General features: G+C 73.6%; 29 protein-coding genes. 12 read left to right on the top strand and 17 right to left on the bottom strand.

Annotated elements, in window-relative coordinates:
- Positions 1–225: 225 nt before the first annotated feature.
- Both OG989_RS21005 and OG989_RS21000 read left to right on the top strand, forming a co-directional pair.
- A complete protein-coding gene (locus OG989_RS21005) occupies positions 226–1,095 on the top strand; it encodes a PAC2 family protein (RefSeq protein WP_101409578.1) in 870 nt (289 codons plus the stop codon).
- 127 nt (positions 1,096–1,222) lie between these two features.
- The gene (locus tag OG989_RS21000; RefSeq protein WP_311412242.1) at positions 1,223–2,014 is read left to right on the top strand and encodes a GntR family transcriptional regulator; all 792 of its coding nucleotides are present in this window, start codon (positions 1,223–1,225) and stop codon (positions 2,012–2,014) included.
- A gap of 172 nt (positions 2,015–2,186) precedes the next feature.
- On the opposite strand, the gene mshC is transcribed toward OG989_RS21000, so the two are convergent.
- From mshC to OG989_RS20980, 4 genes are all read right to left on the bottom strand, one after another.
- On the bottom strand, positions 2,187–3,425 hold the full coding sequence (mshC, locus tag OG989_RS20995) for a cysteine--1-D-myo-inosityl 2-amino-2-deoxy-alpha-D-glucopyranoside ligase (RefSeq protein WP_327028151.1): 1,239 nt from the start codon (positions 3,423–3,425) through the stop codon (positions 2,187–2,189).
- Positions 3,426–3,512: 87 nt separating this feature from the next.
- Positions 3,513–4,331: an SCO1664 family protein gene (locus OG989_RS20990; protein WP_327028150.1), complete on the bottom strand. Its 819-nt coding sequence runs from the start codon at positions 4,329–4,331 to the stop codon at positions 3,513–3,515.
- Entirely contained in the window at positions 4,328–4,915 is a 588-nt protein-coding gene (locus OG989_RS20985) for a DUF3090 domain-containing protein (RefSeq protein ID WP_151457714.1), read from the bottom strand. The genes OG989_RS20990 and OG989_RS20985 overlap by 4 nt, the downstream gene beginning before the upstream one ends.
- A 277-nt stretch (positions 4,916–5,192) precedes the next feature.
- Complete coding sequence (locus OG989_RS20980) at positions 5,193–5,906, bottom strand: histidine phosphatase family protein (RefSeq protein WP_327028149.1); 714 nt, start codon at positions 5,904–5,906, stop codon at positions 5,193–5,195.
- An 882-nt stretch (positions 5,907–6,788) separates the two neighbouring features.
- Here OG989_RS20980 and OG989_RS20975 point away from each other — a divergent pair.
- Positions 6,789–7,385, top strand: coding sequence for a hypothetical protein (locus OG989_RS20975; protein ID WP_327028148.1), 597 nt, complete (start codon positions 6,789–6,791; stop codon positions 7,383–7,385).
- Between the two features lie 386 nt (positions 7,386–7,771).
- Here OG989_RS20975 and OG989_RS20970 read toward each other — a convergent pair whose 3' ends face one another.
- Positions 7,772–8,608: an undecaprenyl-diphosphate phosphatase gene (locus tag OG989_RS20970; RefSeq protein ID WP_151454296.1), complete on the bottom strand. Its 837-nt coding sequence runs from the start codon at positions 8,606–8,608 to the stop codon at positions 7,772–7,774.
- Positions 8,605–9,657: an LLM class F420-dependent oxidoreductase gene (locus OG989_RS20965; protein WP_151454297.1), complete on the bottom strand. Its 1,053-nt coding sequence runs from the start codon at positions 9,655–9,657 to the stop codon at positions 8,605–8,607. Before OG989_RS20965 ends, OG989_RS20970 begins: the two co-directional genes overlap by 4 nt.
- Before the next feature lie 177 nt (positions 9,658–9,834).
- Between OG989_RS20965 and OG989_RS20960 the strand changes: the two genes are divergently transcribed.
- Entirely contained in the window at positions 9,835–10,806 is a 972-nt protein-coding gene (locus OG989_RS20960) for an aldo/keto reductase (protein ID WP_132237889.1), read from the top strand.
- A 28-nt stretch (positions 10,807–10,834) separates the two neighbouring features.
- Here the strand turns inward: OG989_RS20960 and OG989_RS20955 are convergent, their stop codons facing one another.
- Genes OG989_RS20955 through OG989_RS20945 form a run of 3 tightly spaced genes read right to left on the bottom strand, consistent with a single transcriptional unit; the run spans position 10,835 to position 13,141 of the window.
- Positions 10,835–11,731 carry a hypothetical protein gene (locus OG989_RS20955; RefSeq protein ID WP_151454299.1) on the bottom strand — a complete coding sequence of 299 codons (897 nt, stop codon included), beginning with the start codon at positions 11,729–11,731 and terminating at the stop codon, positions 10,835–10,837.
- 22 nt (positions 11,732–11,753) lie between these two features.
- The gene (locus tag OG989_RS20950; protein WP_327028147.1) at positions 11,754–12,815 is read right to left on the bottom strand and encodes a WXG100 family type VII secretion target; all 1,062 of its coding nucleotides are present in this window, start codon (positions 12,813–12,815) and stop codon (positions 11,754–11,756) included.
- Entirely contained in the window at positions 12,812–13,141 is a 330-nt protein-coding gene (locus OG989_RS20945; protein WP_121397959.1) for a hypothetical protein, read from the bottom strand. Before OG989_RS20945 ends, OG989_RS20950 begins: the two co-directional genes overlap by 4 nt.
- A 92-nt stretch (positions 13,142–13,233) precedes the next feature.
- Between OG989_RS20945 and OG989_RS20940 the strand changes: the two genes are divergently transcribed.
- Both OG989_RS20940 and OG989_RS20935 read left to right on the top strand, forming a co-directional pair.
- Entirely contained in the window at positions 13,234–13,653 is a 420-nt protein-coding gene (locus tag OG989_RS20940; RefSeq protein WP_151454301.1) for a YbaB/EbfC family nucleoid-associated protein, read from the top strand.
- Positions 13,650–14,729 carry an SseB family protein gene (locus OG989_RS20935; protein ID WP_327028146.1) on the top strand — a complete coding sequence of 360 codons (1,080 nt, stop codon included), beginning with the start codon at positions 13,650–13,652 and terminating at the stop codon, positions 14,727–14,729. The genes OG989_RS20940 and OG989_RS20935 overlap by 4 nt, the downstream gene beginning before the upstream one ends.
- 22 nt (positions 14,730–14,751) lie before the next feature.
- Here OG989_RS20935 and OG989_RS20930 read toward each other — a convergent pair whose 3' ends face one another.
- The 3 genes from OG989_RS20930 to OG989_RS20920 form a co-directional block, all read right to left on the bottom strand.
- Positions 14,752–14,907 (bottom strand): hypothetical protein, encoded by a 156-nt coding sequence (locus OG989_RS20930; protein WP_192581375.1) that lies wholly within the window; start codon positions 14,905–14,907, stop codon positions 14,752–14,754.
- A gap of 85 nt (positions 14,908–14,992) precedes the next feature.
- Positions 14,993–15,199, bottom strand: a complete 207-nt coding sequence (locus tag OG989_RS20925) for a helix-turn-helix domain-containing protein (RefSeq protein ID WP_026874506.1) — start codon at positions 15,197–15,199, stop codon at positions 14,993–14,995.
- Positions 15,199–15,678: a DUF2975 domain-containing protein gene (locus OG989_RS20920; protein ID WP_151454303.1), complete on the bottom strand. Its 480-nt coding sequence runs from the start codon at positions 15,676–15,678 to the stop codon at positions 15,199–15,201. Before OG989_RS20920 ends, OG989_RS20925 begins: the two co-directional genes overlap by 1 nt.
- A gap of 139 nt (positions 15,679–15,817) precedes the next feature.
- Here OG989_RS20920 and OG989_RS20915 point away from each other — a divergent pair, with 139 nt between their 5' ends.
- Complete coding sequence (locus tag OG989_RS20915; RefSeq protein ID WP_121399254.1) at positions 15,818–16,009, top strand: DUF5703 family protein; 192 nt, start codon at positions 15,818–15,820, stop codon at positions 16,007–16,009.
- 77 nt (positions 16,010–16,086) lie between these two features.
- On the opposite strand, the gene OG989_RS20910 is transcribed toward OG989_RS20915, so the two are convergent.
- Complete coding sequence (locus OG989_RS20910) at positions 16,087–16,740, bottom strand: hypothetical protein (RefSeq protein ID WP_311414919.1); 654 nt, start codon at positions 16,738–16,740, stop codon at positions 16,087–16,089.
- A 60-nt stretch (positions 16,741–16,800) separates the two neighbouring features.
- The gene (locus tag OG989_RS20905; RefSeq protein ID WP_151454305.1) at positions 16,801–18,129 is read right to left on the bottom strand and encodes a M20/M25/M40 family metallo-hydrolase; all 1,329 of its coding nucleotides are present in this window, start codon (positions 18,127–18,129) and stop codon (positions 16,801–16,803) included.
- 172 nt (positions 18,130–18,301) lie between these two features.
- Between OG989_RS20905 and OG989_RS20900 the strand changes: the two genes are divergently transcribed.
- From OG989_RS20900 to OG989_RS20890, 3 genes are all read left to right on the top strand, one after another.
- A complete protein-coding gene (locus OG989_RS20900) occupies positions 18,302–18,910 on the top strand; it encodes a hemerythrin domain-containing protein (RefSeq protein WP_327028145.1) in 609 nt (202 codons plus the stop codon).
- Positions 18,911–19,020: 110 nt separating this feature from the next.
- Positions 19,021–20,016, top strand: coding sequence for a LysR family transcriptional regulator (locus OG989_RS20895; protein ID WP_151454307.1), 996 nt, complete (start codon positions 19,021–19,023; stop codon positions 20,014–20,016).
- A gap of 19 nt (positions 20,017–20,035) precedes the next feature.
- Entirely contained in the window at positions 20,036–20,278 is a 243-nt protein-coding gene (locus tag OG989_RS20890) for a hypothetical protein (RefSeq protein WP_132237913.1), read from the top strand.
- Positions 20,279–20,327: 49 nt separating this feature from the next.
- On the opposite strand, the gene OG989_RS20885 is transcribed toward OG989_RS20890, so the two are convergent.
- From OG989_RS20885 to OG989_RS20875, 3 genes are read right to left on the bottom strand one after another with little or no spacing between them, the layout of a single operon-like run.
- Positions 20,328–20,678 carry a DUF3140 domain-containing protein gene (locus tag OG989_RS20885; RefSeq protein WP_132237915.1) on the bottom strand — a complete coding sequence of 117 codons (351 nt, stop codon included), beginning with the start codon at positions 20,676–20,678 and terminating at the stop codon, positions 20,328–20,330.
- On the bottom strand, positions 20,678–20,845 hold the full coding sequence (locus OG989_RS20880; RefSeq protein WP_165947855.1) for a hypothetical protein: 168 nt from the start codon (positions 20,843–20,845) through the stop codon (positions 20,678–20,680). The genes OG989_RS20885 and OG989_RS20880 overlap by 1 nt, the downstream gene beginning before the upstream one ends.
- Before the next feature lie 13 nt (positions 20,846–20,858).
- Positions 20,859–23,414, bottom strand: coding sequence for an ATP-dependent Clp protease ATP-binding subunit (locus tag OG989_RS20875; RefSeq protein WP_151454308.1), 2,556 nt, complete (start codon positions 23,412–23,414; stop codon positions 20,859–20,861).
- Between the two features lie 195 nt (positions 23,415–23,609).
- Between OG989_RS20875 and OG989_RS20870 the strand changes: the two genes are divergently transcribed.
- A complete protein-coding gene (locus OG989_RS20870; protein ID WP_327028144.1) occupies positions 23,610–24,008 on the top strand; it encodes a hypothetical protein in 399 nt (132 codons plus the stop codon).
- A gap of 133 nt (positions 24,009–24,141) precedes the next feature.
- On the top strand, positions 24,142–24,402 hold the full coding sequence (locus OG989_RS20865) for a hypothetical protein (protein ID WP_089000636.1): 261 nt from the start codon (positions 24,142–24,144) through the stop codon (positions 24,400–24,402).
- Positions 24,403–24,406 lie beyond the last annotated feature (4 nt).

The raw sequence follows: 24,406 nt of genomic DNA, 5'->3' as shown, positions 1-24,406 counted from the left end.
CCCCGCACGTGCCTTCCCACATTGTGTCAGCGGGATCACGCTGTCCGGTTCATCGTGGTATGGCCGACCGTCGCTGGGCTCGACCGGCGCGGCCGGCGGGCCGCATCCCGCCCCGACACGTAGGCTGACGGACGTGAAGGACTACAGCGACAGCACCACGCCCGGCGGGCGGACGACCGGGTCCGGTCCCGGCGCCGGCCCCGACGAGCAGGGTGAGGTGACGGCGTGACCGAGTTCGACGGACTGCCGGTGCTGCGGTCCCCCGTGGCGATCGCCGCGTTCGAGGGCTGGAACGACGCCGCCGATGCCTCCACCGCCGCCGTCGAGCACCTGGAGCAGGTGTGGCAGGCCCGGCAGGTCACGGAGCTGGACCCGGAGGACTTCTACGACTTCCAGGTCAGCCGCCCCACGATCACCATGGCCGAGGGCGAGACCCGCCGGGTGGAGTGGCCGACGACGCGCTTCATGGTGGCCAGCCCCGAGGGCACCGAACGGGACGTCGTGCTGATCCGCGGCATCGAGCCGAGCATGCGGTGGCGCACCTTCTGCGAGCAGGTGCTGGAGATCTGCCACAGCCTGGAGGTCGAGCGGGTCGTCGTGCTCGGCGCGCTGCTGGCCGACGTGCCGTACACCCGGCCGCTGCCCATCAGCGGCAGCGCCTCCGACGCGGAGGCCGCCCAGCGCTACCAGCTCACCCCCACCCGCTACGACGGGCCGACCGGGATCGTCGGCGTGCTGCACGACGCCTGCAACAAGGCCGAGGTCGACGCCGTCTCGTTCTGGGTGCACGTGCCGCACTACGCCAACAACCCGCCCTGCCCGAAGGCCACCCTCGCCCTGCTGCACCGGGTCGAGGAGGTGCTCGACCTGCCGGTGCCCATGGCCGACCTGGCCGAGGAGGCCGCCGAGTGGGAGCAGCGGGTGCGCAGCGCCGCCGAGCAGGACGCCGAGCTCGGCGAATACGTGCGCGAGCTGGAGGAACGCGTCGGCGACGCGGGCATCACCCCGCTGACGGGTGACGAGATCGCCCAGGAGTTCGAGAAGTACCTGCGCCGTCGCGGCGGCTCCGCCGGCCCCACGGCCGGCTCCTGGTAGCACCCATCCCCTGCCGCACCGGCCCCGGACGCGTGTCGTCCGGGGCCGGTCTTTTGGCGTGTCCGGGGTGGCGCGGTCACCACCCCTAGGGCATCCTAGGAACCTAGCTGTCATCGAGGAGGCGGGCATGCAGATCAATCCGGGGGCGGCCGAGTTCCCGCACCGGCAGATCGCCGCGCAGCTCAAGGCCCAGATCCGCCGCGGCGACTGGGCACCGGGCGAGCGGCTGCCGTCCATCCCGGCCATCGCCGAGATGTTCGGCGTGGCGAAGCAGACCGTGCAGCGCGCCGTCGACCAGCTGCGGGTCGAGGGCATCCTGATCACCAAGCCCGGCTCCGGGACGTACGTCCGAGGCACCCGGCGGCGGCTCAACCGGCTCTCCCGGGGCCGCTACGGCGGCTTCCGCGGCTACCACACCGACCTGGCCGCGCGGTACCGGCAGCAGCTCGTCTCCGTCGGCAGGGCCCCCGCCCCGCCGGAGGTGGCCGACGCGTTCGGCGTCGCCGACGGCACCGACCTGCTCTGCCGCCGCCACCTCGTGCGCACCGAGGACTCCCCCGTCGAGGTGGGCGCCTCGTGGTTCCTGCCCGCCGACACCGCCGGCACCTCGCTGGAGCGCGCCGAGGCGTTCGGCCGGCCGCTCTACCAGGAGGCCGAGGAGGCAACCGGCCGGCGGTACGTCTCCGCCACCGACACCATCAGCGCCCGTCAGCCCAGCCGGGAGGAGGCCGAGATCCTCCAGATCCGCCCCGACACCCCCGTGCTGCACCTGCTGCACGTGGCCTACGACGGCCACCGCAAGCCGATCGAGGTCGCCCAGGCCACCTGGCCCGGCCCGGTCACCACGCTGACCGAGGAGTACAAGATCCCCGCCCCGGCCCCCGACCCCACCCCGGACCCGGGCCTCGTCCTCGGCTAACCAACCCTCCACCCCACCCCGTCGATCATGCACTTGGGGTGGGCGGCTACCGCCGTTATGCGCCTTTTGCGGGGCACCACAACTGCATGATCGACGTCGCGAGGGGCGGGGCCCACGGTCAGTCAGAGGCTGAGTCAGACCGACCGGGTGACCCGCTCCCACATCATCACTGTCAGAGGTGGATGCCGAGGAGGGCGTCCAGGGTGGCGGCGAAGAGGGCGGGGGCGGCCGGGTCGTCGGCGGTGCCCGCGAGGGTCGCCTCGGCCCATCCGTCGGCCAGCGCCAGGGCGCCCGGCGAGTCCAGGTCGTCGGCGAGGCGGGCGCGTACGCCGGCCAGGAACTCCTCGCCCGACGGACCGGCGGGCGCGGCGGCGGCCCGCCGCCAGCGGGCCAGCCGCTCCAGCGACGTCGCGAGCAGCTCGTCGGTCCAGGCGCGGTCGGTGCGGTAGTGCCCCGAGAGCAGGGCCAGCCGGACCGCCATCGGGTCGACCTGGTCGGCGCGCAGCCGGGAGACGAAGACCAGGTTGCCCCGGGACTTCGACATCTTCTCGCCGTCGAGGCCGATCATGCCGGCGTGCACGTAGTGCTGCGCGAAGGGCGCGGCGCCGGTGAGCCGCTCGGCGTGTGCGGCGGAGCACTCGTGGTGGGGGAAGATCAGATCGTTGCCGCCGCCCTGCACGTCGATCCGGTCGCCGAGCAGGTTGAGCGCGATGACCGTGCACTCGATGTGCCAGCCGGGACGGCCGGCGCCCAGCTCGCCACCCGGCCAGGACGGCTCACCCTCGCGGGCGCCCCGCCACAACAGCGGGTCGAGCGGGTCGCGCTTGCCGGCCCGGTCCGGGTCGCCCCCGCGCTCGGGGAAGATCTCCAGCATCTGCTCCCGGGTCAGGTTCGACTCGTAGCCGAAGCGGGGGGTGGCGGCGATGTCGAAGTAGACGTCGCCGGTGCCGTCCTCCAGGCGGTACGCGGCCCCGTCCTTGAGCAGCAGGAGGACCTTGTCGGCGATGTCGGGGATCGACTCCACCGCGCCGACGTAGTGCGCCGGCGGGATGATCCGCAGCGCCTCCATGTCCTCGCGGAACAGCGCGGTCTCCCGCATCGCCAGGACCTTCCAGTCCTCGCCGTCCCGCTCGGCCCGCTCCAGCAGCGGGTCGTCGATGTCGGTGACGTTCTGCACGTAGTGCACGTCCCGGCCGGCGTCCCGCCACACCCGCTGCACCAGGTCGAACGCGATCATGGTGGCGGCGTGGCCCAGGTGCGTGGCGTCGTACGGGGTGATGCCGCAGACGTACATGGTCGCGGTGCCGGCCGGGTCGCTCGGGTGGGCGCCCTGCCGCGCCGAGTCGAACAACGACAGCGGCTGGCCCCTGCCCGGCAGCCGCGGCACCTCATGTCCCGCCCAAGAGTCCATGACCGTCAGCCTAACCAGCCGGCGCGGCGCGGCAGGCCCGGCCCACAGTGATCAACATGACAGCGCCGAGGGACGGACCGGGCGCGCTCACATGGGGGGCCAGGGCACCGCAGGCCAGTCCTGCGACGGCTGCGGGAACAGGCCGGTGTGCCGCAGCCGGTCGACCCGGGCCGCCAGCTCGGCGACCTCCCGGAGGGTCAGGTGGTCGGCCAGCTCGTCGCCGAGTGCCCCGGAAAGCTGGCCGGCGAGGGCGTCGAGCATCTCCACGGCGTCCGCCGGCAGTTGCCGGCCGGCCCAGCCCCAGAGCACCGTGCGCAGCTTCTCCTCGACGTGGAAGCTCACCCCGTGGTCGACGCCGTAGATCCGGTCGTCCGGACCGACCAGCACGTGCCCGCCCTTGCGGTCCGCGTTGTTGATCACCGCGTCGAGCACCGCGAGTCGGGCCAGCCGCGGATCGTCGGCGTGCGCCAGCGCGTACGGTGTGCCGTCGTCGTCGCGGGCCGCCGCGATCGGGAACCACCGGGGCGGTAGCGAGTCGGCCGGCACGAACCCGACCAGGGGCTCGGCCGCCTCCGGCTCGTCGATCCAGAGCTGGCACGATCCCGGGCCGAACGGGCCGTCGCGCAGCACGGTCGGCGGCACCAGATCCCAGCCGGTGGCCCGGGAGACCACGTACGCCGAGACCTCCCGACCGGCCAGCGTGCCGTCCGGAAAGTCCCACAGCGGGCGCTCGCCCCGCACCGGCTTGTAGACGCAGCGGGCCGTCACCCCGTCGAGGGTCAGGATGCCGCGCAGGGTGGTGTTGGAGGCGTCGACGAGCCGCCCCTCCAGGTCGAGGTGACCGTCACGCAGCAAGCGGAGCGCGGCCTCGCCGTCCTGTCGGGGCTGGAGATCCGACGACGTCACCGGTGATAACCGTTGTGGCGCGGACAGAGATGACCGGCGGGGTCGAGGGGCTGGCCGCAGAGCGGGCAGGGCGGACGACCGGCGTTGACCACCCGCCGGGCCCGCTCGATGAACTGTCGGGTCGCCTCGGGGGTCAGCCGCACCCGGAGCCGGTCGAGGTCCTCGTCCGGCTCCTCGTCCTCGTCCTCGGCGTCCTCATCGTCGTCGTCGGGCTCGCCGAGCTCGACCTCGACCTCCGCCTCGCCCACGGCGATGGCCTCGATCACCACGGTCGCGGTGTCGACGTCGAACGCCAGCCCGAGCGTGCCGACCCGGAACTCCTCGTCGACGGGCGTGTCCAGCGGGTCGTTGTCGCCGACGACGGCCACCGGCTCGGGCAGGTCCACCCCGAAGCGGCGCTGCGCCTCGGAGAGCAGCTCCTCGAGCTTCTCGGCCAGCAACGACACCTGGACCTTCTCCAGCGCGACGCTGACCAGCCGGCCACCGCCGCGCGCCTGGAGGAAGAACGTGCGCTCCCCCGGCGGCCCGACCGTCCCGGCGACGAACCGCTCCGGCGGCTCGAAGGCGTGCACCTGGTGGGTCATACCCACGACCCTATCCGGCGCGCCACAGCGCCGCGCACCCCACCGACGCGAATCGCCGTACCCCCGCCGCGCCCGGCACACCGTGCGCCGCGCCCGGGCGTGGCGGCCGGCGAGGCCCCGGGCCCGCGCCGCAGCGTGGTCGCGGACGGGACTCTCGGCCCGCAGCGGCGCGCGGACTCCTCGTCGGCTGGGGCGAGCGTCGCGAGCGGGACGGCCGAGCGCCCCACCGGACGCGGCGCCCCGCCGCGAGGCCGTGGGTCGGGGCGCCGTCGGCCCGTCACCGGCCCGCCCCCGCGCCGCCGCCGACCGGCGCGTCGGAGTCGGCCGCGCCGGCCGCCCGCGTCGCCCGTCGGCGCCGCTTACGCGGCGGCGGCACCAGCCCGGCCAGGTCGCCGCCGGTGTCGTTGAGTCGCATCAGGAACGGCCGCAGCGGCGTGTAGCGGATCGCCGTCACGGAGGCCGGGTCGGCCACGATCCGCTGGAACAGATCCAGGTGTACGCCGAGCGCGTCGGCGACGATCGCCTTGATCACGTCGCCGTGGCTGCACGCCAGCCAGACCGCCTCGGGGCCGTGCTCCGCCGTGATCCGGGCGTCCCACGTACGCACCGCGGTGACCGCCCGCGCCGCCATCGCCGCCATCGCCTCCCCCTCCGGGAAGACCGCCGCGCTCGGGTGCTGCTGGACCACCGGCCAGAGCGGCTCCTTGGCGAGCTTCTTCAGCGGCTGCCCCTCCCAGGCGCCGTAGCCGCACTCGATCAGCCCCTCCTCCACCACCGGGGCGGCCCCGGGCAACGCCAGCTCCAGGGTCTGCCGGCACCGGATCAGCGGGCTGGTCACCACCGCCGCGAGCGGCACCGTCCGCAGCCGCTCGCCGACCGCGCTCGCCTGGGCCCGGCCCGTCTCGTCCAGTTCCACGGGCTGACGGCCGGCCAGCCCGCCGTCGGCGTTCGCGGTCGTCCGGCCGTGTCGCAGAAGCAGAAGGGTCGCCACGGGACCACCCTATGACCTGCGTCCGGCCACGGGTGCCTCCCCGGTGCGCGGTATGACCCGCGCTCCCCCATCTGCGCTACGGCCCCGGGCCCGACTCACCTCGACGGCGCTGACCGCCCAATCGACGATGGCAGTCCCACACCAGGCGCAACACCCACGGCCCGCACTTATCCCGCACCGCCCCCGCGTCTGCCGGCCCCGCGCCACACCACGTCGGCGTCGGCGTCGGCGTCGGCGTCGGCGTCGGCGTCGGCGTCGGCGTCGGCGTCGGCGTCGGCAGATCTTGGAACGAGAGTGCCCCTCCAGGGGCCGATCCTTGCCAAGATCTCGCAACAGGGGCCGGCCCGACAGGCTCGACTAACCGTTGACCATGCCCGGGGGCACCAACGGACATCACTCGACGCCCGCATGTCCGGTTCATCCCCTCACACGCGGCTTCAGCAGCCCTCCACCCCGACCGATCGCCCTGTCCGACACCAATCCGGAACGCCCACCACGACCCGCACCACACCCGCCCGAAACGAGTCGACGACGAGACGCTTTGTCCGGTTTCAGGGTGTGACCGGGGGCATCGTGGGGGCGGAATCGTGGCCGGCCCCGGGTCGTTACACCATGCGTACGACCGAGTAAGGGCACGCCCCGCCTCCCGGGCAGGTGGTCAGCCCGGGCCCCGGAATGATGGCGGCCGGCCGGTCGTTACACATGGTCCCGGCCCACGTGCAGGGCATCCCCCTCCGCCCCACGCGGCCGACTCTGATCTTTCCTCCGGCAGGACGCCGGAGGTTCCCCGTTGTTCATCGAGCGCCGGACGGTGCTTGCACCCGCACACAGAGCCGATCCCCCTTCGGTGTGTGGTGCCAACCCCCGAATGGAGCGTCCCCCATGAACACGTTCATTCGTAACAGCGTTCTCGGTATTGCTGGTCTCGCGTTCGCCGGTGGTGTGGCCGCCGGCCCGATGACCGACAGCACCCCGACGACTGTCGACACCACGCCCGTGGCGGCTGTGGCCATGCAGGCTGACAAGCCGTCGGTCGACAAGGCCAAGCTGATCCCGCACGGTGTGCAGGGCGCCCAGTCGCACGTCGACCTCTCGGACGAGCAGGTCGCCAACGTCAAGGCCATCATCGCCGCGACGAAGAAGGCCGGCATGGACGAGCGCGCCGCCGTCGTGTCGATCGCCACCGCACTGCAGGAGTCGAAGCTGGAGAACCTGGGTCACCTCGGTGACCGCAACGACCACGACTCGCAGGGCCTGTTCCAGCAGCGCCCGTCCAGCGGGTGGGGCACGATCGAGCAGATCACCGACCCCGAGTACTCGACCATGGCGTTCCTGAAGGGTCTGAAGCAGGTCGACGGGTGGCAGGACATGCCCCTGACCAAGGCCGCCCAGACGGTGCAGGTGTCGGCGTACCCCGACCACTACGCCCAGTGGGAGCAGCAGGCCGCCGACCTCGTCACCGGGCACTGGAACAGCTGACACACAGACTTTCCACCACAAGGGGGACCGCCGGCCGGCACCGATCAATCGGTGCCGGCCAGCGGCACGTCCACACGACACGGCCGGCACCCCGACAGGGGCGCCGGCATCTCCACCTGAAAATCTTGGACAGTTACCGCTCGCACCCGACGACAACCGTCCAAGATCTCGACGTGAGGACGGCGAGCACGGCTTACGCGATCCGGCGAGAGAGAATACGCCCCTCGGCCTTCGGGTCGCCGGGGTTGTGGTCCGGGTGCGAATCGCGGCGCCAGATGCCAGAGCGCAAAGGCGCCAGGCAGGCGGTGACGGCCGGCGGTGGGTCGGACACGGGCCGGCCCCCGTCCGGTGGTGCGGGGACGGGGGCCGGCGCGGGCTCGGGCGGATCAGGTGGCGCTGATGGTGCCCGTCATCAGCAGGGCGAGCACCAGGGTGCCCACCGCGACCCGGTACAGCACGAACACGTACAGGGTGTGGTGGGCGACGTAGCGCAGCAGCCAGGCGATGGCCGCGTAGCCGACGCCGAAGGCGATGATCGTGGCGATGATCATCTGGGCCATGCTCGGCACCGACGTGCCGGGCGCCGCCGGCTCGAAGACGTCGCCGACGCTGAAGATCCCGGACATCACCACCGCCGGGATGGCCAGCAGGAACGAGTAGCGCGCCGCCGCCTCCCGGGTGAGGTTGAGGAACAGCCCGGCGGTGAGCGTGCCGCCCGAGCGCGACACCCCCGGGATGAGCGCCATCGCCTGGGCGAAGCCCATCACCACGCCGTCGCGCATCTTGAAGTTCACCAGGGTGCGGGTCTGCCGCCCCCAGTACTCGGCGAACGCCAGCACGAACGCGAACACGATGAGCGTGGTCGCCACCAGCCACAGGTTCCGGCCGGCGGTGCGGATCTGGTCCTTGAACAGGAAACCGAACAGCCCGATCGGGATCGAGCCGACGATGACGTACCAGCCCATCCGGTAGTCGAGGCTGGAACGCACCGACTTGTCCCTGATGCCGACCAGCCACGTACGGGTGATGCGCCAGATGTCCTTGGCGAAGTAGATCAACACCGCCGCCTCGGTGCCCAACTGGGTGACCGCGGTGAACGACGCCCCGGCGTCCCGGTCGAAGAAGATCGCCGAGGTGATCCGCAGGTGACCGGACGAGCTGACCGGAAGGAACTCGGTCAGTCCCTGGACGATGCCCAGGACGATGGCCTCGATCCAGGTCACTCCCCGACTCCCGAGAGGTCCAGCGCCTCGGCGACGGTACGCAGGGTGTGCACGCCGCTGTCCCGGTCGGCCGCGAACAGGGTCACCGACAGGGTGGTGACGCCGGCGGCGGCGTACTCCCGCATCCGCTCGGCGATGCGCTCCTTCGGGCCCAGCAGCGAGGTGCGGTCGATGAACTCCAGCGGCACCGCGGCGGCGGCGTCGCGCTGCCGCTTGGCCAGGTAGAGATCCTGCACCTCGCGGGCGGCGTCGCCGTAGCCCATCCGGGTGGCGAGCTGGTTGTAGAAGTTCTGCTGGCGGCTGCCCATGCCGCCGACGTAGAGGGCCGCGTACCAACGGACCAGCTCGGCGCAGGTGGCGATGTCGTCGCCGACCACCACGGGCACCGACGGGACCACGTCGAAGCCGGCGAGTTCCTTGCCGGCCTTCGCCCGCCCGGCGCGCACCGACGCGAGCTGTTCCTCGGCGAACTCGGGGGCGTAGAAGATCGCCAGCCAGCCGTCGGCGATCTCGCCGGCCAGCTCCAGGTTCTTCGGGCCCACGGCGGCGAGGTAGATCGGGATGTGCTCGCGCGGCGGGTGGAAGCCCAGCTTCAGCGCCTTGCCCGGCCCGTCGGGCAGCGGCAGCGTGTAGAACTCGCCGTCGTACGCGACGGACTTGCGGGCGACGGCCAGCTTCACGATGTCCACGAACTCGCGGGTCCGCGCCAGCGGCTTGGCGAACCGTACGCCGTGCCAGCCCTCGGAGACCTGCGGGCCGGACACGCCGAGGCCCAGCCGGAACCGGCCGCCGGACAGCGCGTCGATGGTCGCTGCGGTCATCGCGGTCATCGCCGGGGTACGGGCGGGGATCTGCATCACCGCGCTGCCCAGGTCGATCCGCTCCGTCTGCCCGGCCATCCAGGCGAGCATGCTCGGCGAGTCGGAGCCGTAGGCCTCCGCCGCCCACACCACCGAGTAGCCGAGCCGGTCCGCCTCCTGGGCGAAAGCCAGGTGATCGGCCGGCGTGCTCCACGCCGTCTGGTATCCGAGGCTGAGCCCGAGTCGCACTAGGTCCTCCCCCATCCGCACCACAGGTCGCATCAGGTTACGCAATGCCGCAAGTCGACCCGTTCACCGGTCGCCACCACCGGGGGCGGTGCCCGGACGGTCGGAAACGCGACGCGCCCGGCTCACTTGACGGGAGCGAGGATATCGGCGGGCCCTCGTTCGAAATAAGGTTCACCCATGCAACAGCGACCGCTCGGCCGAAGCGGGCTGGCGGTTTCGCGGCTCGCGCTCGGCACCATGACGTGGGGCCGGGACACCGACGCCGACGATGCGGCCGCCCAGCTGAAGAGTTTCCTCGACGCGGGCGGCAACCTGATCGACACCGCCGACGTCTACGGCGACGGCGACGCCGAGTCGGTGATCGGGTCGCTGCTGGGCTCCCTGGTGCCGCGCGAGGAGCTGCTGATCGCCACCAAGGCGGGCCTGCGGCCGGGCAGCGGCCGGCGTCGGGACGGTTCCCGGGGGCACCTGTTGCGCACGCTGGACGCCTCGCTGCGCCGGCTGGGCACGGACCACGTCGACCTCTTCCAACTGCACGGCTACGACCCCGACACGCCGCTGGAGGAGACGCTCGCTGCGCTCGACCACGCGGTGGCCAGCGGCCGGGTCCGCTACGTCGGGGTGTCGAACTTCGCCGGCTGGCAGACCGCGCGGGCGGCGGCCTGGCAGACCGCCTGGCCGGGGCGCGCCCCGGTGGTGGCGGCGCAGGTGGAGTACTCGCTGCTGGAGCGGGGCGTGGAGCGGGAGGTGCTGCCCGCGTGCGAGGCCCTCGGGCTGGGGGTGCTGCCGTGGTCGCCGCTGGGCCGCGGGGTGCTCACCGGCAAGTACCGGCACGGCCGGCCCGCCGACTCGCGGGCGGCCTCGCCGCACTTCGAGCGCTTCGTCGCCACCTACCTGGAGCCCCGCTGCTCCAGCATCGTGGAGGCGGTCGCAATCGCCGCGGGCGGGCTGGGCGTCTCCCCGACGGAGGTGGCGCTGGCCTGGATCCGCGACCGGCCCGGGGTGGTGGCCCCGATCCTCGGCGCGCGGACGGTCGGGCAGCTGCTCGGCGCGCTCCAGGTCGAGCGGGTGACCCTGCCGGAGGAGATCGTCACCGCGCTGGACGACGTGTCGGCGGTGCCGGTGGGCTACCCCGAGCGCGACGGCTGACCCCGCGTCGCGCGGGGCGAGTGCGCGGTCAGGCCGTGGGGCGCTGGCCGGGCAGGTCGCGTACGGCGGCGAGGAAGCGGGACTGGTCGTCGCGGGTGGCCGGGTTGACGATCCGGATCCAGGACCCGTCGTCGAACACGATGGTGGACGGGAACTGCATGAGGCGGGCCCCGTGCTCGGACTCGATGCGGGCGATGCGCCGCCGCGGCACGCTCCACAGCACCTGGGGGCGCCGCCGGTCCTCGCGGTCGGGGTCGGGGCGGCGGCCCATCCGCAGCAGGTGCAGGTGGGTGTCGGTGACCGCCAGCGGGGTGCCGGTGTAGCGCTCGAGGAAGAGCAGCAGGCTGCCGGCGAGGGTGGCCAGGTCGCCGCTGAAGACGTACCGCCGCCGGTAGGCGATCTCGGCGAGCTGGTCGGCCAGCGGGCGGTAGCGGCTGAGCCGGAACAGCGCCCGGAACGCCTCCTGCTCGTCGGTGAGCGGCAGCGGCTCCCGGGGCGCGCCGCCCGGCGCCGGTTCCGGCTCGGCCGTCTCCGGGGTGCCGGCGGCGAGCAGGGCGGCCTTGCCGGGCAGCAGCAGGACGCCCGCGGCGATGCGTACGGGCGTCAGCACCGCGTCCACCCAGGCGACCGGGTTGACGATGTTGAGCAGCCCGAACAGCGCGCGCGGATCGAGCGCCTCGGCCAGCTCGGCGTTCACCCGGTCGGCGAGCTGGCTGCCGGCCCGGTGGTTCTCCGGGGCCCGGACCGGCGCCAGGCCGACGTAGCGGATCTCCTCGTCGGGCAGCAGGGGCGCCACCAGGGCGCGCTCGGGCTCGTCGGTGGTGCGGAACTCGTCGCGCAGCTCACGGGCCTTGTCCCGGGCGGCCCGCGCACCGCCCAGCACCGCGTCGGTCAGCCGGCCCAGCCGACTGCGCCCCTCGGACACGCCCCACCCCCTCGATCGGCCGTCACCTGCCGGCCGGCTGCTGCGCCGGCGGCTGCCCGAAGACATTCTGGTCGATCCACTCGGCGCCGCCCTGCACCGCCGCGTCGACCTTGTCGCCGACCTGGTCCATGCCGGGCACCGACAGGCCGGAGACCATCGCGACGGTGCCCCAGGTGGCGCCGTGCACGACGGAGTTCGGGATGTTCCACGGCAGGTTGGTGGCCCAGTCCCGGCCGATCATCCGCGCCCCGTCGGCCATGCCGTGCGCCCGCAGCGCCCCGAGGCGCTCGAACGTGCTCATGTCGAACGGCGAACCGGACTTGCCGAGCTTCCAGGTGCCCTTCGCCGGGTCCATGAACTTGTGGTGCCACTTGTCGGCGGCGCCGGCGGCACGGCGCTTGTCGGCGTACTTCTGGCCGGCGCGCAGCGCCTTCTGCTTGTCGACCAGCTTGTCCAGGTGGTTGCGCAGCTTGCGCAGGTGGAGCAGGACCCGTTGCAGCAGCCGGATGACCTTCTGCAGGTGCGTCGCCAGCGGCCGGATGATCTTCAACATCCGGGTCAGCGCGATCATGCCCCGGGTGACTCCCAGCGCCACCCCGGCCGCCCAGGACGCCCCGGCGGTGAACGGGGCCATCAGCAGCGCGGTGACCAGCGTCACCAGCAGGAAGTTGACGAACTCGACGCAGATGTCGACCAGGACGTCGTGCACCGTCTGGAGCGCGTCGGCGACCCCGCGCAGGTACTCGGCCGTGGCGGCGAACTGCTCGGCGACGTCCAGCAGCTGCTGCTCGACCTCGGCCATCCGCCGCCCGTACGCCTGGCCGGACGGGGAGCGCCAGCCGGCCTGCTCGGCCTCGCGCACGCTGCGGTGGCCCATCGCCAGCTCCCGCACCTGCCCGGCCAGCGCGTCCCACTCCGTGGCCTTGGCGCGCAGCGCGGCCGGCTCGCCGTCGACGAGGTCGACGAGCTGGATCAACGGCCAGGCGAGAGTGCGGCAGACGCTGTCGACCACCTTGTCCACGCCGGACAGGGCGTTGTCGATGCCGTTCCAGAGCTCGACGGCGGTGCCCGCGGGCCCACTCACCGGGGCATCCCGGCGCCGATGGCGCGGAAGGATGCGTCGATGTCCTGCTCGTTGCGCTCGTAGGCCTCGGCCGTCCCGCCCAGCGCGCCGCCGACCCGCTCGAACGCGTCGTGGCCGGACCGGAACAGCTCCATCCCCCCGGTGACCTGCTCGGCGTACTTCTCGCGGAGCATGTCGCTGACGAACGGCAGGTGCCCGAAGGCCCCGTCCGGTATGTCGCCCGCTGACGTGATCCGGCTCTCCAGCGCGGTCAGCGAGGTGGCCACCCGCTTCGCCGCCGCCTCCAGCCGACGCACCGCCTGCACGTCGACGTCGATGTCAGGCACGCCGTTCCTCCCCCACTCGCCCGGCGGGACGACGATACGATCATGCCGCCGCCGGGCGCCACCCCGGACGGCACCGCGCACGGGAGGTTCTCATGTCTGACCCGCTGTCCGCGTTCGACGCACTCGCCGGACGGCTCGCCGACATCGAACGCCGCTTCGCCGGGCTCACCGACGACCTGGAGGAGCTGAGCGCCACCGCCACCGACGACAGCGGGCTGGTCACCGCGACCGTCGACGCCACCGGCGAGCTGACCGACCTGAGCCTCGCCCCGACCGCGCTGCGGGTGGGCACCGAGGACCTCGCGGCCATGGTGCTGCAGGCGTACCGGCAGGCCCGCACGGCGGCGACCGCGCAGCTCGAAGAGCGCACCGGGGGTCTCGACGCGACGCTCGGCGCGGGCCTGAACGGGATCTTCGGCACCCCCGGCGACTTCGCCTCGCTGGGCCGCCTGGAGGAGGCGATGGGACGGCTCGGCCGGCTCGACGGCCGCCTGCCGGGACCGCCGGCATGACGTCGCCGGGCTGGCCAGACATCGTCACCCGGCTCCACGACACGCTGTCGGGCTGCGACCGCGACACCGACCTGGAACTCGCCGCCGGCCCCCGCCGGCTGCACCTGATGGTACGCCGGGACACCGTCCGCGGGGTCTGCCCGCCCTACGACGAGCGACGCCTGGCCGAGCTCGGCTGGCAGGCGCCGCGCGGGGTCGGCGGTTGGTGGTACGAGACGCCGCGCAACGCCGAGGGCCTGCGCTGGTGGAGCGGGTTCGCGGCGCAGACCGCCGCCACGGTGCTCACCACGGAGCCCGCAGCGCTGTCCTGCCAGATCCTCCCGCCCACCGGTCCCCGGGTGCGCCCGGAGCCGACCGTGCCCCGCGTCCGGGTCGCGGCGCCCGATGCCGAGGCCGGGCACCCCGCTGCCGGAGCCGGGCAGCCCGTCGCCGAAACCGAGCACGCCGCTGCCGGAGCCGAACGCCCCGCTGCCCAAGTCGAGCAGCCCGTGGCCGGGGTCGAGCGGCCCGTGGCCGGGGTCGAGCAGCCCGTGGCCGGGGTCGAGCAGCCCGTGGCCGGGGTCGAGCAGCCCGTCGCCGGGGTCGAGCAGCCGGCGGCCGGGGCCGGGGACGCGCGCGTGCCCGACCCGCCGCCCGCGGAACTGCCCGCGGATCCGCCCGCGGGCCCCGCCGTGGACGAGGCGCGGAACGGGGCGGACCCGGGCGGGCCGTCCGTGCTCGACCTGCTCAGCGAGGCCGGCGCGCGGCGGGACCTGCCCGGCTACCTCGGCATCCTCGCCGCCGCGGCGGTCTGCGTACCGCTGGCGGCGGAGCCGGGGCCGGACCGCGAGGTGCCGTGGACGATCGTCACCGACCCTACCGGCGCGCCGCTGCTGCCCGTCTTCACCTCCCCGGACGCGCTGACCGCGTTCGCCGGGGAGGGCGTGCCGTTCGTCGCCGTGCCCTGCGCGGACCTGCTCGCGGACTGGCCCGACCCGGCGTGGGGGCTGGTGGTGGACGCGGGCACCCCGCGCGCCCTGGCCCTGGGGGCGGCGTCGCTGGCGGCCCTGCTGGCGGCGAACCCGCCCGCCGGCTGACCGCCGGCCGGCAGTCCTACCGCTACCGGCCGCGCCGCGCGAGCCGCACGGCGAACACGACCGCGCCGACGACGAGCACGACGCCCAGGAACTGGAGGCCGGGCGAGTCGTCGGCCTCCCCGTGCACGACGCCGGCGACGCCGAGCGCGCCGGCGAGGAGGGCGAGCAGGTACTTCACGGCGTCTCCCTGGTGGCGGCCGGGGTCTCGGACCTGCTGGTGGGCGGTTCGTGGCCGTCGGTCCGGGGCGGCGCGCCGTGGGGGTTCACTCGTCGACCCACTCGAGCAGGTCACCGGGCTGGCAGTCGAGCACCCGGCACATGGCCTCCAGGGTGCTGAACCGGACGGCCTTGGCCCGGCCGTTCTTCAGCACCGCCACGTTCGCCGGCGTGAGTCCGACGCGCTCGGCGAACTCGCCGACGCTCATCTTGCGTTTCGCCAGTTCGACGTCGATGCGTACGACGATGGGCATCAGATCACCGCCTCCATGTCGGTGCGCAGCGTCGTGGCCTGCCGCAGCAGCGCGCGCATCACCACCATCAGCAGGCCCAGCACGGCGACGCCCACCAGCAGCAGGAACAGCAGGAGCGGCAGCCCGGGGTCCGTGGCGTTGAAGCCGACGTAGAGGAAGACGCCCAGCAGCACCACCCAGGCGGCGACGATCGCCCAGACGATCGCGTCCACCCACGCCAGCGAGGCGTCGCTGAAGATGCGGTCGCGCTTGACCAGGGTGAGCAGCTTCCAGGTGGACACGACCACCACCTGGACGCACAGCACCCAGAACACCGCCACGGCGGTCATCGGCCACCTGAGGTAGGCCTGCTCCGGGGACTCCTCTGCCATGTGGGCGAACTGCCCGGGCAGCGAGAAGGTCTGGAGCATGACCAGGATCCCGAACAGCACGACGAGGAAGACTCTGAGCGGGGCTACCGCTCGATGCTCGTTGAACATGCATCGACTATCGCTCTTAACCTATCGAAAGTCAATCGGTTTGGCGATGGCCGGGAAGCCGGGCGGCCACGCCTGGCAGCGGCGCGGGTCACCGGCGAGGGGGTGGCGAAGGCCTCCCGGGCTGGGCAGCATGGAGGTCATGGACTACGAGTACGCGCCGCTGCGGCTGCCGCCGGACGTCGACCGGTTGACCGCCGCGGCGCAGTTGGCGATCCAGGCGGAGTTCTCCGGGTGGGAGTTGGCGCGGGTACGGCTGTACCGCGACGGCACGCGGCAGGTGGTGCTGCGCCGCCGCCGGGTCAACCAGCCGCAGCCGGGACTGTCGTACTGACCACGACAGCAAGGCCCGGGGCCGACCGTCCGGTCGGGCCCCGGGCCTGCGCCGCCTGACTGGCGGGCCGTCACCGCCTAGTGGGCGTGGTCGTGCTCCTCGTCGAGCTCCATGAAGGGGTGCTCGTCGAGCCGGCCGACCAGTCGGTCGTCGGCCGCCGGCTGGAACGGGCCCACCGGGTCGTCGTCGTCGAAGGACTCCAGGTCCACCGGAGTGCCGACCTCGCTGACCATCACCACGCCGTCGAGCGGCTCCAGCTCCGGCACGTCCAGCGCGCCCAGCGAGCCGTCACCGCTCTGGAGCAGCTCCAGCACCGCCTCGCCGACCCCCTCGACGGGCTCCGGCTCGTCTTCGGCCGGGGTGCCCTCCCGCCGGGCGGCCTCGGCGACCCGGATCAGCGCCGACACGCTCGGCACCCGGTAGTCGCGCCGCTGCCGTACCGAGATCACCCGCGGGTGCGGGTCGGTGGGCTCCACGCCCTCCGCGGCCCCGAAGCGCTGGTCGGCCTCCTCCGGGTCGATCGACTCGACGTCCCACGGGGTGACCTCGCCGAAGGCGTCCAGGAGTTGCTCGTCGTACGCGAAGGACGCGTTGTTGAGCGCGACGTACGCCTGCCAGACGTCGTCGTCGTCGACGCGGCCCTGTGCGGCGCGGACGGCGGCCAGGTGGTGGCGGGCCGCATCGATCACGCGCTCGAGGGCGGCGTCCAGCTCACCGTGCTGGTCGGTCATGTGGGTCAGTCCCTTCACGATCAGTGGTTCCCGCCGGGACACCGGGGTTCCTGGCGGGGGCTAGCAGGTGCGGAGGAACCGGTCGAGAACCCGCACGCCGAACTGTAGTCCGTCCACCGGAACCCGCTCGTCGATGCCGTGGAACAGCGCGGAGAAGTTCAGGTCGGCCGGCAGCCGCAGCGGCGCGAAGCCGAAGCAGCGGATGCCGAGCTGCGAGAACGCCTTCGCGTCGGTGCCGCCGGAGAGCATGTACGGCACCGGCCGCGCCCCCGGGTCCTCCGCGCGCAGCGCGGCGGACATCGCGTCGACCAGGTCGCCGTCGAACGTCGTCTCCAGCGCCGGCTGGCGCTGGAGGTACTCGATGACGATGTCCGGGCCGACCAGCTCGCGCAGCTGCCGCTCCAGCAGCTCCGACTGCCCCGGCAGGCTGCGGCAGTCGATGGTGGCGGTGGCCCGGCCGGGGATGACGTTGTCCTTGTAACCGGCGGCGAGCCGGGTCGGGTTGGCGGTGTTGCGGATCGTCGCGCCGATGATGTTGGCGATCGGGCCGAGCTTGGCGATGGCGGTCTCCGGGTCCTCCGGGTCCAGCTCGACGCCGAGCAGGTCGGAGACCTCCTCCAGGAACGCCCGGACGGTGTCGGTGACCACCACGGGGAAGCGGTGCCGGCCGACCCGGGCCACCGCCTCGGCGAGCGCCGTGACCGCGTTGTCGTCGTGGATCATCGAGCCGTGCCCGGGGCGGCCCTTGGCGTGCAGGCGCAGCCAGTCGATGCCCTTCTCGGCGGTCTCGATCAGATAGAGCCGCTGGCTGTCGTTGACCGAGTACGAGAAGCCGCCGACCTCGCCGATGGCCTCGGTGCAGCCGTCGAGCAGCCCACGGTGCCGGTTGACCAGGAAGTGCGCGCCGTAGTCGCTGCCCGCCTCCTCGTCGGCGGTGTACGCGAGCACGATGTCCCGGGGCGGGCGGACCCCGGTGCGCTGCCAGTGCCGCACCACCGCCAGCACCATCGCGTCGAAGTCCTTCATGTCGATGGCGCCCCGGCCCCACAGGTAGCCGTCGCGCAGCTCACCGGAGAACGGGTGCACCGACCACTCGTCGGCGTCGGCGGGGACGACGTCGAGGTGGCCGTGCACCAGCAGCGCCCCGCGGCTCGGGTCGGTGCCGGGGATGCGGGCGACCAGGTTGGCCCGGCCGGGCGCCGACTCGTGGATGACGGACTCGACGCCCACCTCGGCCAGCTTCTCCGCCACGTACTCGGCGGCGAGGCGTTCCCCGGCGCTGGTGTCGTTGTCCCCGGTGTTGGTGGTGTCGATCCGCAGCAGGTCACGGCAGAGGTCGACGACCTCGTCGGTGGGGTCTGGTCGGGCGGAGGCGGCGTCGCTCGTCATCGGTTCTTCATACCAGCCCACGGGCCCGCAGCGGTCGCCCCGCCCCGCCGTATCGACGCCGATGGCGGGGCACGACCGGCGAGCGGGCCCGGTTTCGCCGCCGACGCCGCCGGGTACCGCCGCTCGCGACCGCTCCCCACCACCTACGCCGCCCGCCACAGAGGAGGGCACCATGACCGTTCCCCTGCCACCGCTGCCGCCGACCGGAGAGGACGAGGGCTTCCGGCCGGGCGGCCGCAGCATCGCCGACATCCTCGACGCCGAGCACCGGCAACTGCGGGAGCTGCTGCGGCGGCTCACCGACCCGGGCCCGGAGCCCGCCCCCGAGCGCGGCCTGGAGGTGCTCACGGCGGCGCTGTCGCGGCACCTGTCCGCCGAGGAGCAGTACCTGCTGCCCGCCGTCCGGGCCGCGCTGCCCGACGCGGCGGAGCGGATCGACCGGGCCATCGCGGACGACCGGGCCCTGCTGACCGCCCTGAAGGCGCTCGCCGACGAGGGGCTCGCCGACGTCGCCGCGCGGGTCCGCCGCCACCTCGAGGAGGCCGGCGCGCTCGTCGCGGCGCTGCGCGAGGTGGCCAGCGCCGAGGAGCTGATCCGCCTGGGCAACCGGCTGGAGATCGCCGAGGAGGCGGCCCCGACGCGCCCGCACCCCGGCACCCCGGCGACCCCGCCGTGGAACCGGGTCGTCGAGCCCGCGGTGGGCGTCGTCGACAAGGTCCGCGACGCCGTCACCGGCCGGCCCACCTACCTGGCCGATCTCACCGAGCGGCCGCCGGGCTGAGCCGGCGGCGGGCGCGGACGCGGCGCGCCGGAGCAGATCGGGCACACATTGGGAGGCGTTGATCCGTCCAGGGCCTTCCGTCGGCCGCTACGGGGTCATACCGTCACGGTATGAATCTGGAGCTGCGACACCTGAGGGTGGTCTGCGCGATCGCGGAGACGGGGAGCGTGACCAAGGCGGCATCGACGCTCGGCCTGGCCCAACCGGCACTCACCGCCCAGCTCCAGCGCATCGAGCGGACCCTGGGCGGGCCCCTGTTCGAGCGGGACCGCCGCGGCGCCCGCCCGACCGCCCTGGGCGAGCTGGTGCTCGCCCGGGCGCGGGTGCTGCTGCCGGCGATGAAGGGCCTGCAGGACGAGGCGGCGCGGCTGGCCGGGGCCGGGGACGTGCCCCGCCGCTACCGGTTCGGCGGGGTGAACAGCCCCATCCTCGGCCGGCTCGTGCACCGGCTCGCCGCGGAGCCCCCACCGGCCCAGATCACCACCCACGCCTCCTGGTCGGCCGACGAGCTGGCCCAGCTCGTCGCGGGCGGCCGGCTGGACTTCGCGCTGATCGGGGTGTGCGGCGACGCGGCCCCGCCCGCCGAGCTCGGGTTGAGCTGGCGGGAGGTGGCCGTCGACCCGGTGCTGGTGCTGCTGCCGGAGCAGCACCCGCTGGCCGAGCACGCCGAGGTGAGCCTGGTGGACCTGAGCCACGAGCAGTGGGTCGCCGCGCCCGGCGACGGCTGCTTCGGCGACTGCTTCGCCGCCGCCTGCGCCCGCGCCGGCTTCACCCCCCGCAAGGTGTACGAGACCGACGTGCGCTGCTGCATCGACATGGTGGACTCCGGCGAGGCGATCGCGCTCTGCCAGGCCACCTTCCGCCCGGTCGCCGGGTTGGTCACCCGGATGCTGACCGGGACTCCGCTGCGCTGGCGGCTGATGCTGGGCTGGCATCCCGACTCCCCCGCCGCCCGCGACGCCGAACTGGTGCTGGAGTTCGCGCTGGCCGCGTACACCGACTCGCTGGCGGCGCACCCGGAATACCTGGCCTGGCTGCTGCGCAACCCGAGCTACGGGGCCCGGAGGCTGACGGCCGCCGGGGCCGACGGGGTGCGAACGGCGTAGCGCCGGGTATCAGGCGGACATGACCGATGCCTACCCCGCCGCCGACGACCGGGAGATCCTCCGGCAGGCCGCCGCCACGCACACCGCCGCCGCCCGCGACGTGGAGGCGTTCCTGCGTCGCCTGCCCGAGGTGCCCGACCCGGCGGACGTCACGGAGTACGCCAACCTGCTGACCCGCGAGGAGCGGGCGCGCGCCGACCGCGAGGCGGCTGCCGACGCCGCGGGCCTGACGATCGGCAGCCTGGAGAGCGACCACGGTTGACCACGGCGGGCGGCGCCCGGGTCCTCCCGGGCGCCGCCCTACCGCCGGCTCAGCGTTCGACGAGGACGTCGTGGCCCAGGTCGAGCAGGGCGTGCCGCCACTCGTCGTCGGCGTTGCCGCGGGGCGGCTTCTCGTCGAGCAGGGACTGGATCTCGTCGATCGCGTCCCGCATCACCCGGATGTCCTCCGGCGTGAGGTCCACCTTGCGTTTGGCCAGCACCCGCAGGATCCGCCGGCCCATCCCGGGCAGGTCGAGGTCCGGGTCGGGCCCGAACGACTCCTCCCCGGAGCCGCGGGTGAGCAACCACTGCCGCAACTGCTCCGACGGGACGTTCACCTGGGCGTGGAAGTCGTCCCAGAGCACCTCCACCTCGGGTTCGAGCCGCTGCTCGCGTACCATCAGCCCTCCTCTCGACGGCGGCGGTCGGACTCCGCCGGTTCCGGGTCGTCGCCCTGCTGGCCCACGCCCTCCGGCGGCATCCGCACCCGGGCGGGGTTGGCGGTCGGCGGGGCCACGATCGGATCGGTGCGCTCGCTCTCGTCCCGGGTCTCCTCGGGTTCGCTCATGTCCGCCCTCCGGTCATCGGGGATGGGACGTCGTGGCCGGGGTGTAGCCGCGCTCGCCGGCCGTCACGTCGAAGGCGAGTCGCCCGTCGCGGGCGTCCACGGTGATCTTCTGGCCGGGTGAGACCGCCGACTCCAGCAGCATCCGGGACAGCTGGTTGTCCACCTCCCGCTGGATGACCCGGCGCAACGGCCGGGCGCCGAACTCCGGCTGGTAGCCGTGCTCGGCGATCCAGTCGACGGCGGCGGTGGTGAAGTGGACCTGGATGTCCTGCGCGTGCAGGCGGCGGCGGGTCTCCTCCAGCAGCAGGCCGGTGATCTGGCGCAGCTGCTCGGCCTCCAGCCGGCGGAAGATGATCACCTCGTCGATGCGGTTGAGAAACTCCGGCCGGAAGTTCTCCTGGAGCCGGCGCATCAGCCGCTCGCGCAGCTCGTCGCGCTCCTGCTCGCCGCCCTCCGCGCCGGTGCCGAACCCGACGGCGCGCTGGGCGCCGGTGATCAGTTCCGAGCCGAGGTTGCTCGTCATGATCAGTACGGTGTTCTTGAAGTTGACCGTCCGGCCCTGGCTGTCGGTGAGCCGCCCGTCGTCGAGCACCTGGAGCAGGATGTTGAACACGTCGGCGTGGGCCTTCTCGATCTCGTCGAGCAGCACCACCGCGTACGGGCGGCGGCGGACCGCCTCGGTGAGCTGGCCGGCCTCCTCGTAGCCGACGTACCCGGGCGGGGCACCGACGAGCCGGCTGACCGTGTGCCGCTCCTGGAACTCGCTCATGTCCACCCGGACCATCCGGTCGGCCTCGCCGAACAGCGCCTCCGCGAGGGCCCGGGCCAGCTCGGTCTTGCCGACGCCGGTGGGCCCGAGGAAGAGGAAGCTGCCCATCGGGCGGTCCGGGTCGGCCAGCCCGGCACGCGAGCGGCGGACCGCCTCAGCGACCGCGGTGACCGCGTCCTCCTGGCCGACCACCTTCTCGTGCAGGTGGCCCTCCAGGCGCAGCAGCCGGTCGCGTTCCTCCTCGGTGAGCTGGCTGATCGGGATGCCGGTGGCGCGGGAGACCACCTCGGCGATCTCCTGCGGCCCGACGGCCGGCACCTGCGACGGGCCGCCCTCGTCGCCCCGGGCCCGGCGGATCTGCTCCTCCACCTCGGCGAGCTGGTCGCGCAGCGTGGACGCCTTCTCGTACTGCTCGTCGGCGACGGCCTGCTCCTTGTCCCGGCGTACCTCCTCGAGCTGTGTCTCCAGCTCCCGCACGTCGGACGCCGGCGTGCGGGTGCGCAGCCGGACCCGCGCGCCGGCCTGGTCGATGAGGTCGATCGCCTTGTCCGGCAGGAACCGGTCGGTCACGTACCGGTCGGACAGCTCGGCCGCGGCGACCAGCGCCTCGTCGGTGAACCGCACCTGGTGATGGGCCTCGTAGCGGTCGCGCAGCCCGCGCAGGATCGCCACGGTGTCGTCGACGGTGGGCTCCGGCACGAACACCGGCTGGAAGCGGCGGGCCAGCGCCGCGTCCTTCTCGATGCTCTTGCGGTACTCGTCCAGCGTGGTCGCGCCGATCACCCGCAGTTCGCCCCGGGCCAGCGCCGGCTTGAGCATGTTCGAGGCGTCCATGCCGCCCTCGCTGCCCGCCCCGCCCGCGCCGACCAGGGTGTGGATCTCGTCCAGGAAGACGATCAGCTCGTCGCGGTGCGCCCGGATCTCGTCGATGACCTTCTTCAGCCGCTCCTCGAAGTCGCCCCGGTAGCGGGTTCCCGCCACCAGGCCGGCCAGGTCGAGCTGGATCACCCGCTTGCCGAGCAGCGTCTGCGGCACGTCGCCGTCGCAGATCCGCTCCGCCAGGCCCTCCACGATCGCGGTCTTGCCGACGCCGGCCTCACCGATCAGCACCGGGTTGTTCTTCGTCCGCCGGGACAGGATCTCGACGGCCTGCTCGATCTCGTCGGCCCGGCCGATCACCGGGTCGATCTGGTCGTTGCGGGCCAGGTCGGTCAGGTCCTGGCCGTACTGGTCGAGGGTGGGGGTGCCGCGGTCGGGCTTCGGCCCGGTCATCGGCCCGCGCTCGGCGCTGGCCGCCTGCAACGACTCCGGCTGGATCCGGCCGGCGGCGAGCATCCGGCCGGCCGGAGACTCCGGGTTCAGCGGCAGCGCCATCAGGATGTGCTCGGGGCCGATGTAGTTGGCGCCCATCGCCCGGGACAGCTGGTGGGCGTCGAGCAGCGCCCGCTTGGCCGCGGGGGTGAGCGACAGGTTGGGCGGCACCTCGCCCTTGGGCGCGCCGTCGCCGCGCCCACCGAGCGCGTTGAGCAGCGTGTCCGGGTCGGCGCCGGCGCGCCGGACGAGGTCGCGCAGCGGTTCGCGTTGCAGCGCGGCCCAGAGCAGGTGGTCCGTGTCGAGATCGCTGCTCTTGCGTTGGGCGGCCCGGCGGGCCGCGTCGGCCAGCATCTCCCTGGCGTCGGCGGTCATCAGCCGGGTGATGTCGACCCGGTGCGCGGGTCGGCGCCCACCCTCGCCCCGGCCGAAGTACCGGGCCAGGAACTCGTCCCAGGGGTCGGAGCCGAAGTCACCGGGTCCCATCATGTCTGTCCTCCGCAGTCGGGCGCGACGGTCGCCAGGGGCTACCCGGCGGTCCGCCCGACAAACGCCACCACCCGCGCCGCGACCCGCCACGATGGCCCCGTGCGATGTGTGCGAGGAAGGGCCCCTCGTCAAACGCCTGCGGTAGCGGAAGGGTCCCTTCCTTGCACCTCAGCCGGCGGGTGGCAGGCTGGCGGGATGGAGCCGACGATGCCGCTGCTGATCGTGGACGCCGCCAACGTGGTGGGGTCCCGCCCGGATGGTTGGTGGCGGGACCGCGCGGGCGCGACCGCCCGGCTGCGCGACTCGCTGGCCCCGGTGGCCGCCGCCGGGCTGCCCCCGCACCTGCCGCCCCCGGTGGAGGTGGTGCTGGTGGTGGAGGGCCGGGCGCGGGACGTGCCGGGCACGGCCGGGGTCCGGGTGGTGGCCGCGCCCGGGTCCGGCGACGACGCCGTCGTCGACCTGGTCGCCGCCGCGCCGCAGCGCCGGCGGCTGGTCGTCACCGCCGACCGTGAGCTGCGGGAACGCGTCGTCGCGCAGGGCGCGGAGGTGTACGGGCCGCGCTGGCTGCGGGACCGTCCGGCCCCGCCCGGGTAGTCCCGTCAACCGGACTAGCAGCGCTTCCGGTCGACAACCGGTCAGCGGGGCAGGAACACTGACAGGGCGGATGTTCTCTCACCGTGAGGGATAGGCTCTAATGGAGGCCTCCCCGCCCCCAGGAGGTTTCGCCGTGGCGAGCGTCGCCGAGCTCAAGGCAGCCATCGATGTCGCGCTGCAACAGATCGGCGACGGCCAGAGTGCCGTGCAGGCGGCCGGGGAGAAGCTGGCCGAGGCGCAGCAGACGCTGGCCGGCGCGCTGGAGGGCAGCGGGCACGAGACCGTCGAGGCGGCCCAGTCCTCGCTGACCCAGGCCAGCCAGGAGCTGGAGGAGTGCCTCGCCGCGACACTCGTCGCCGTCGAGCAGGCGCAACTCTACGTCGCGACGCTCTGAGGTT

It is taken from the genome of Micromonospora sp. NBC_01740, from assembly GCF_035920365.1.
GTDB lineage: Bacteria > Actinomycetota > Actinomycetes > Mycobacteriales > Micromonosporaceae > Micromonospora > Micromonospora reichwaldensis.
The sequence above is the reverse complement of the archived record's forward strand: the minus strand, read 5'-3'. Positions and strand labels throughout refer to the sequence as shown.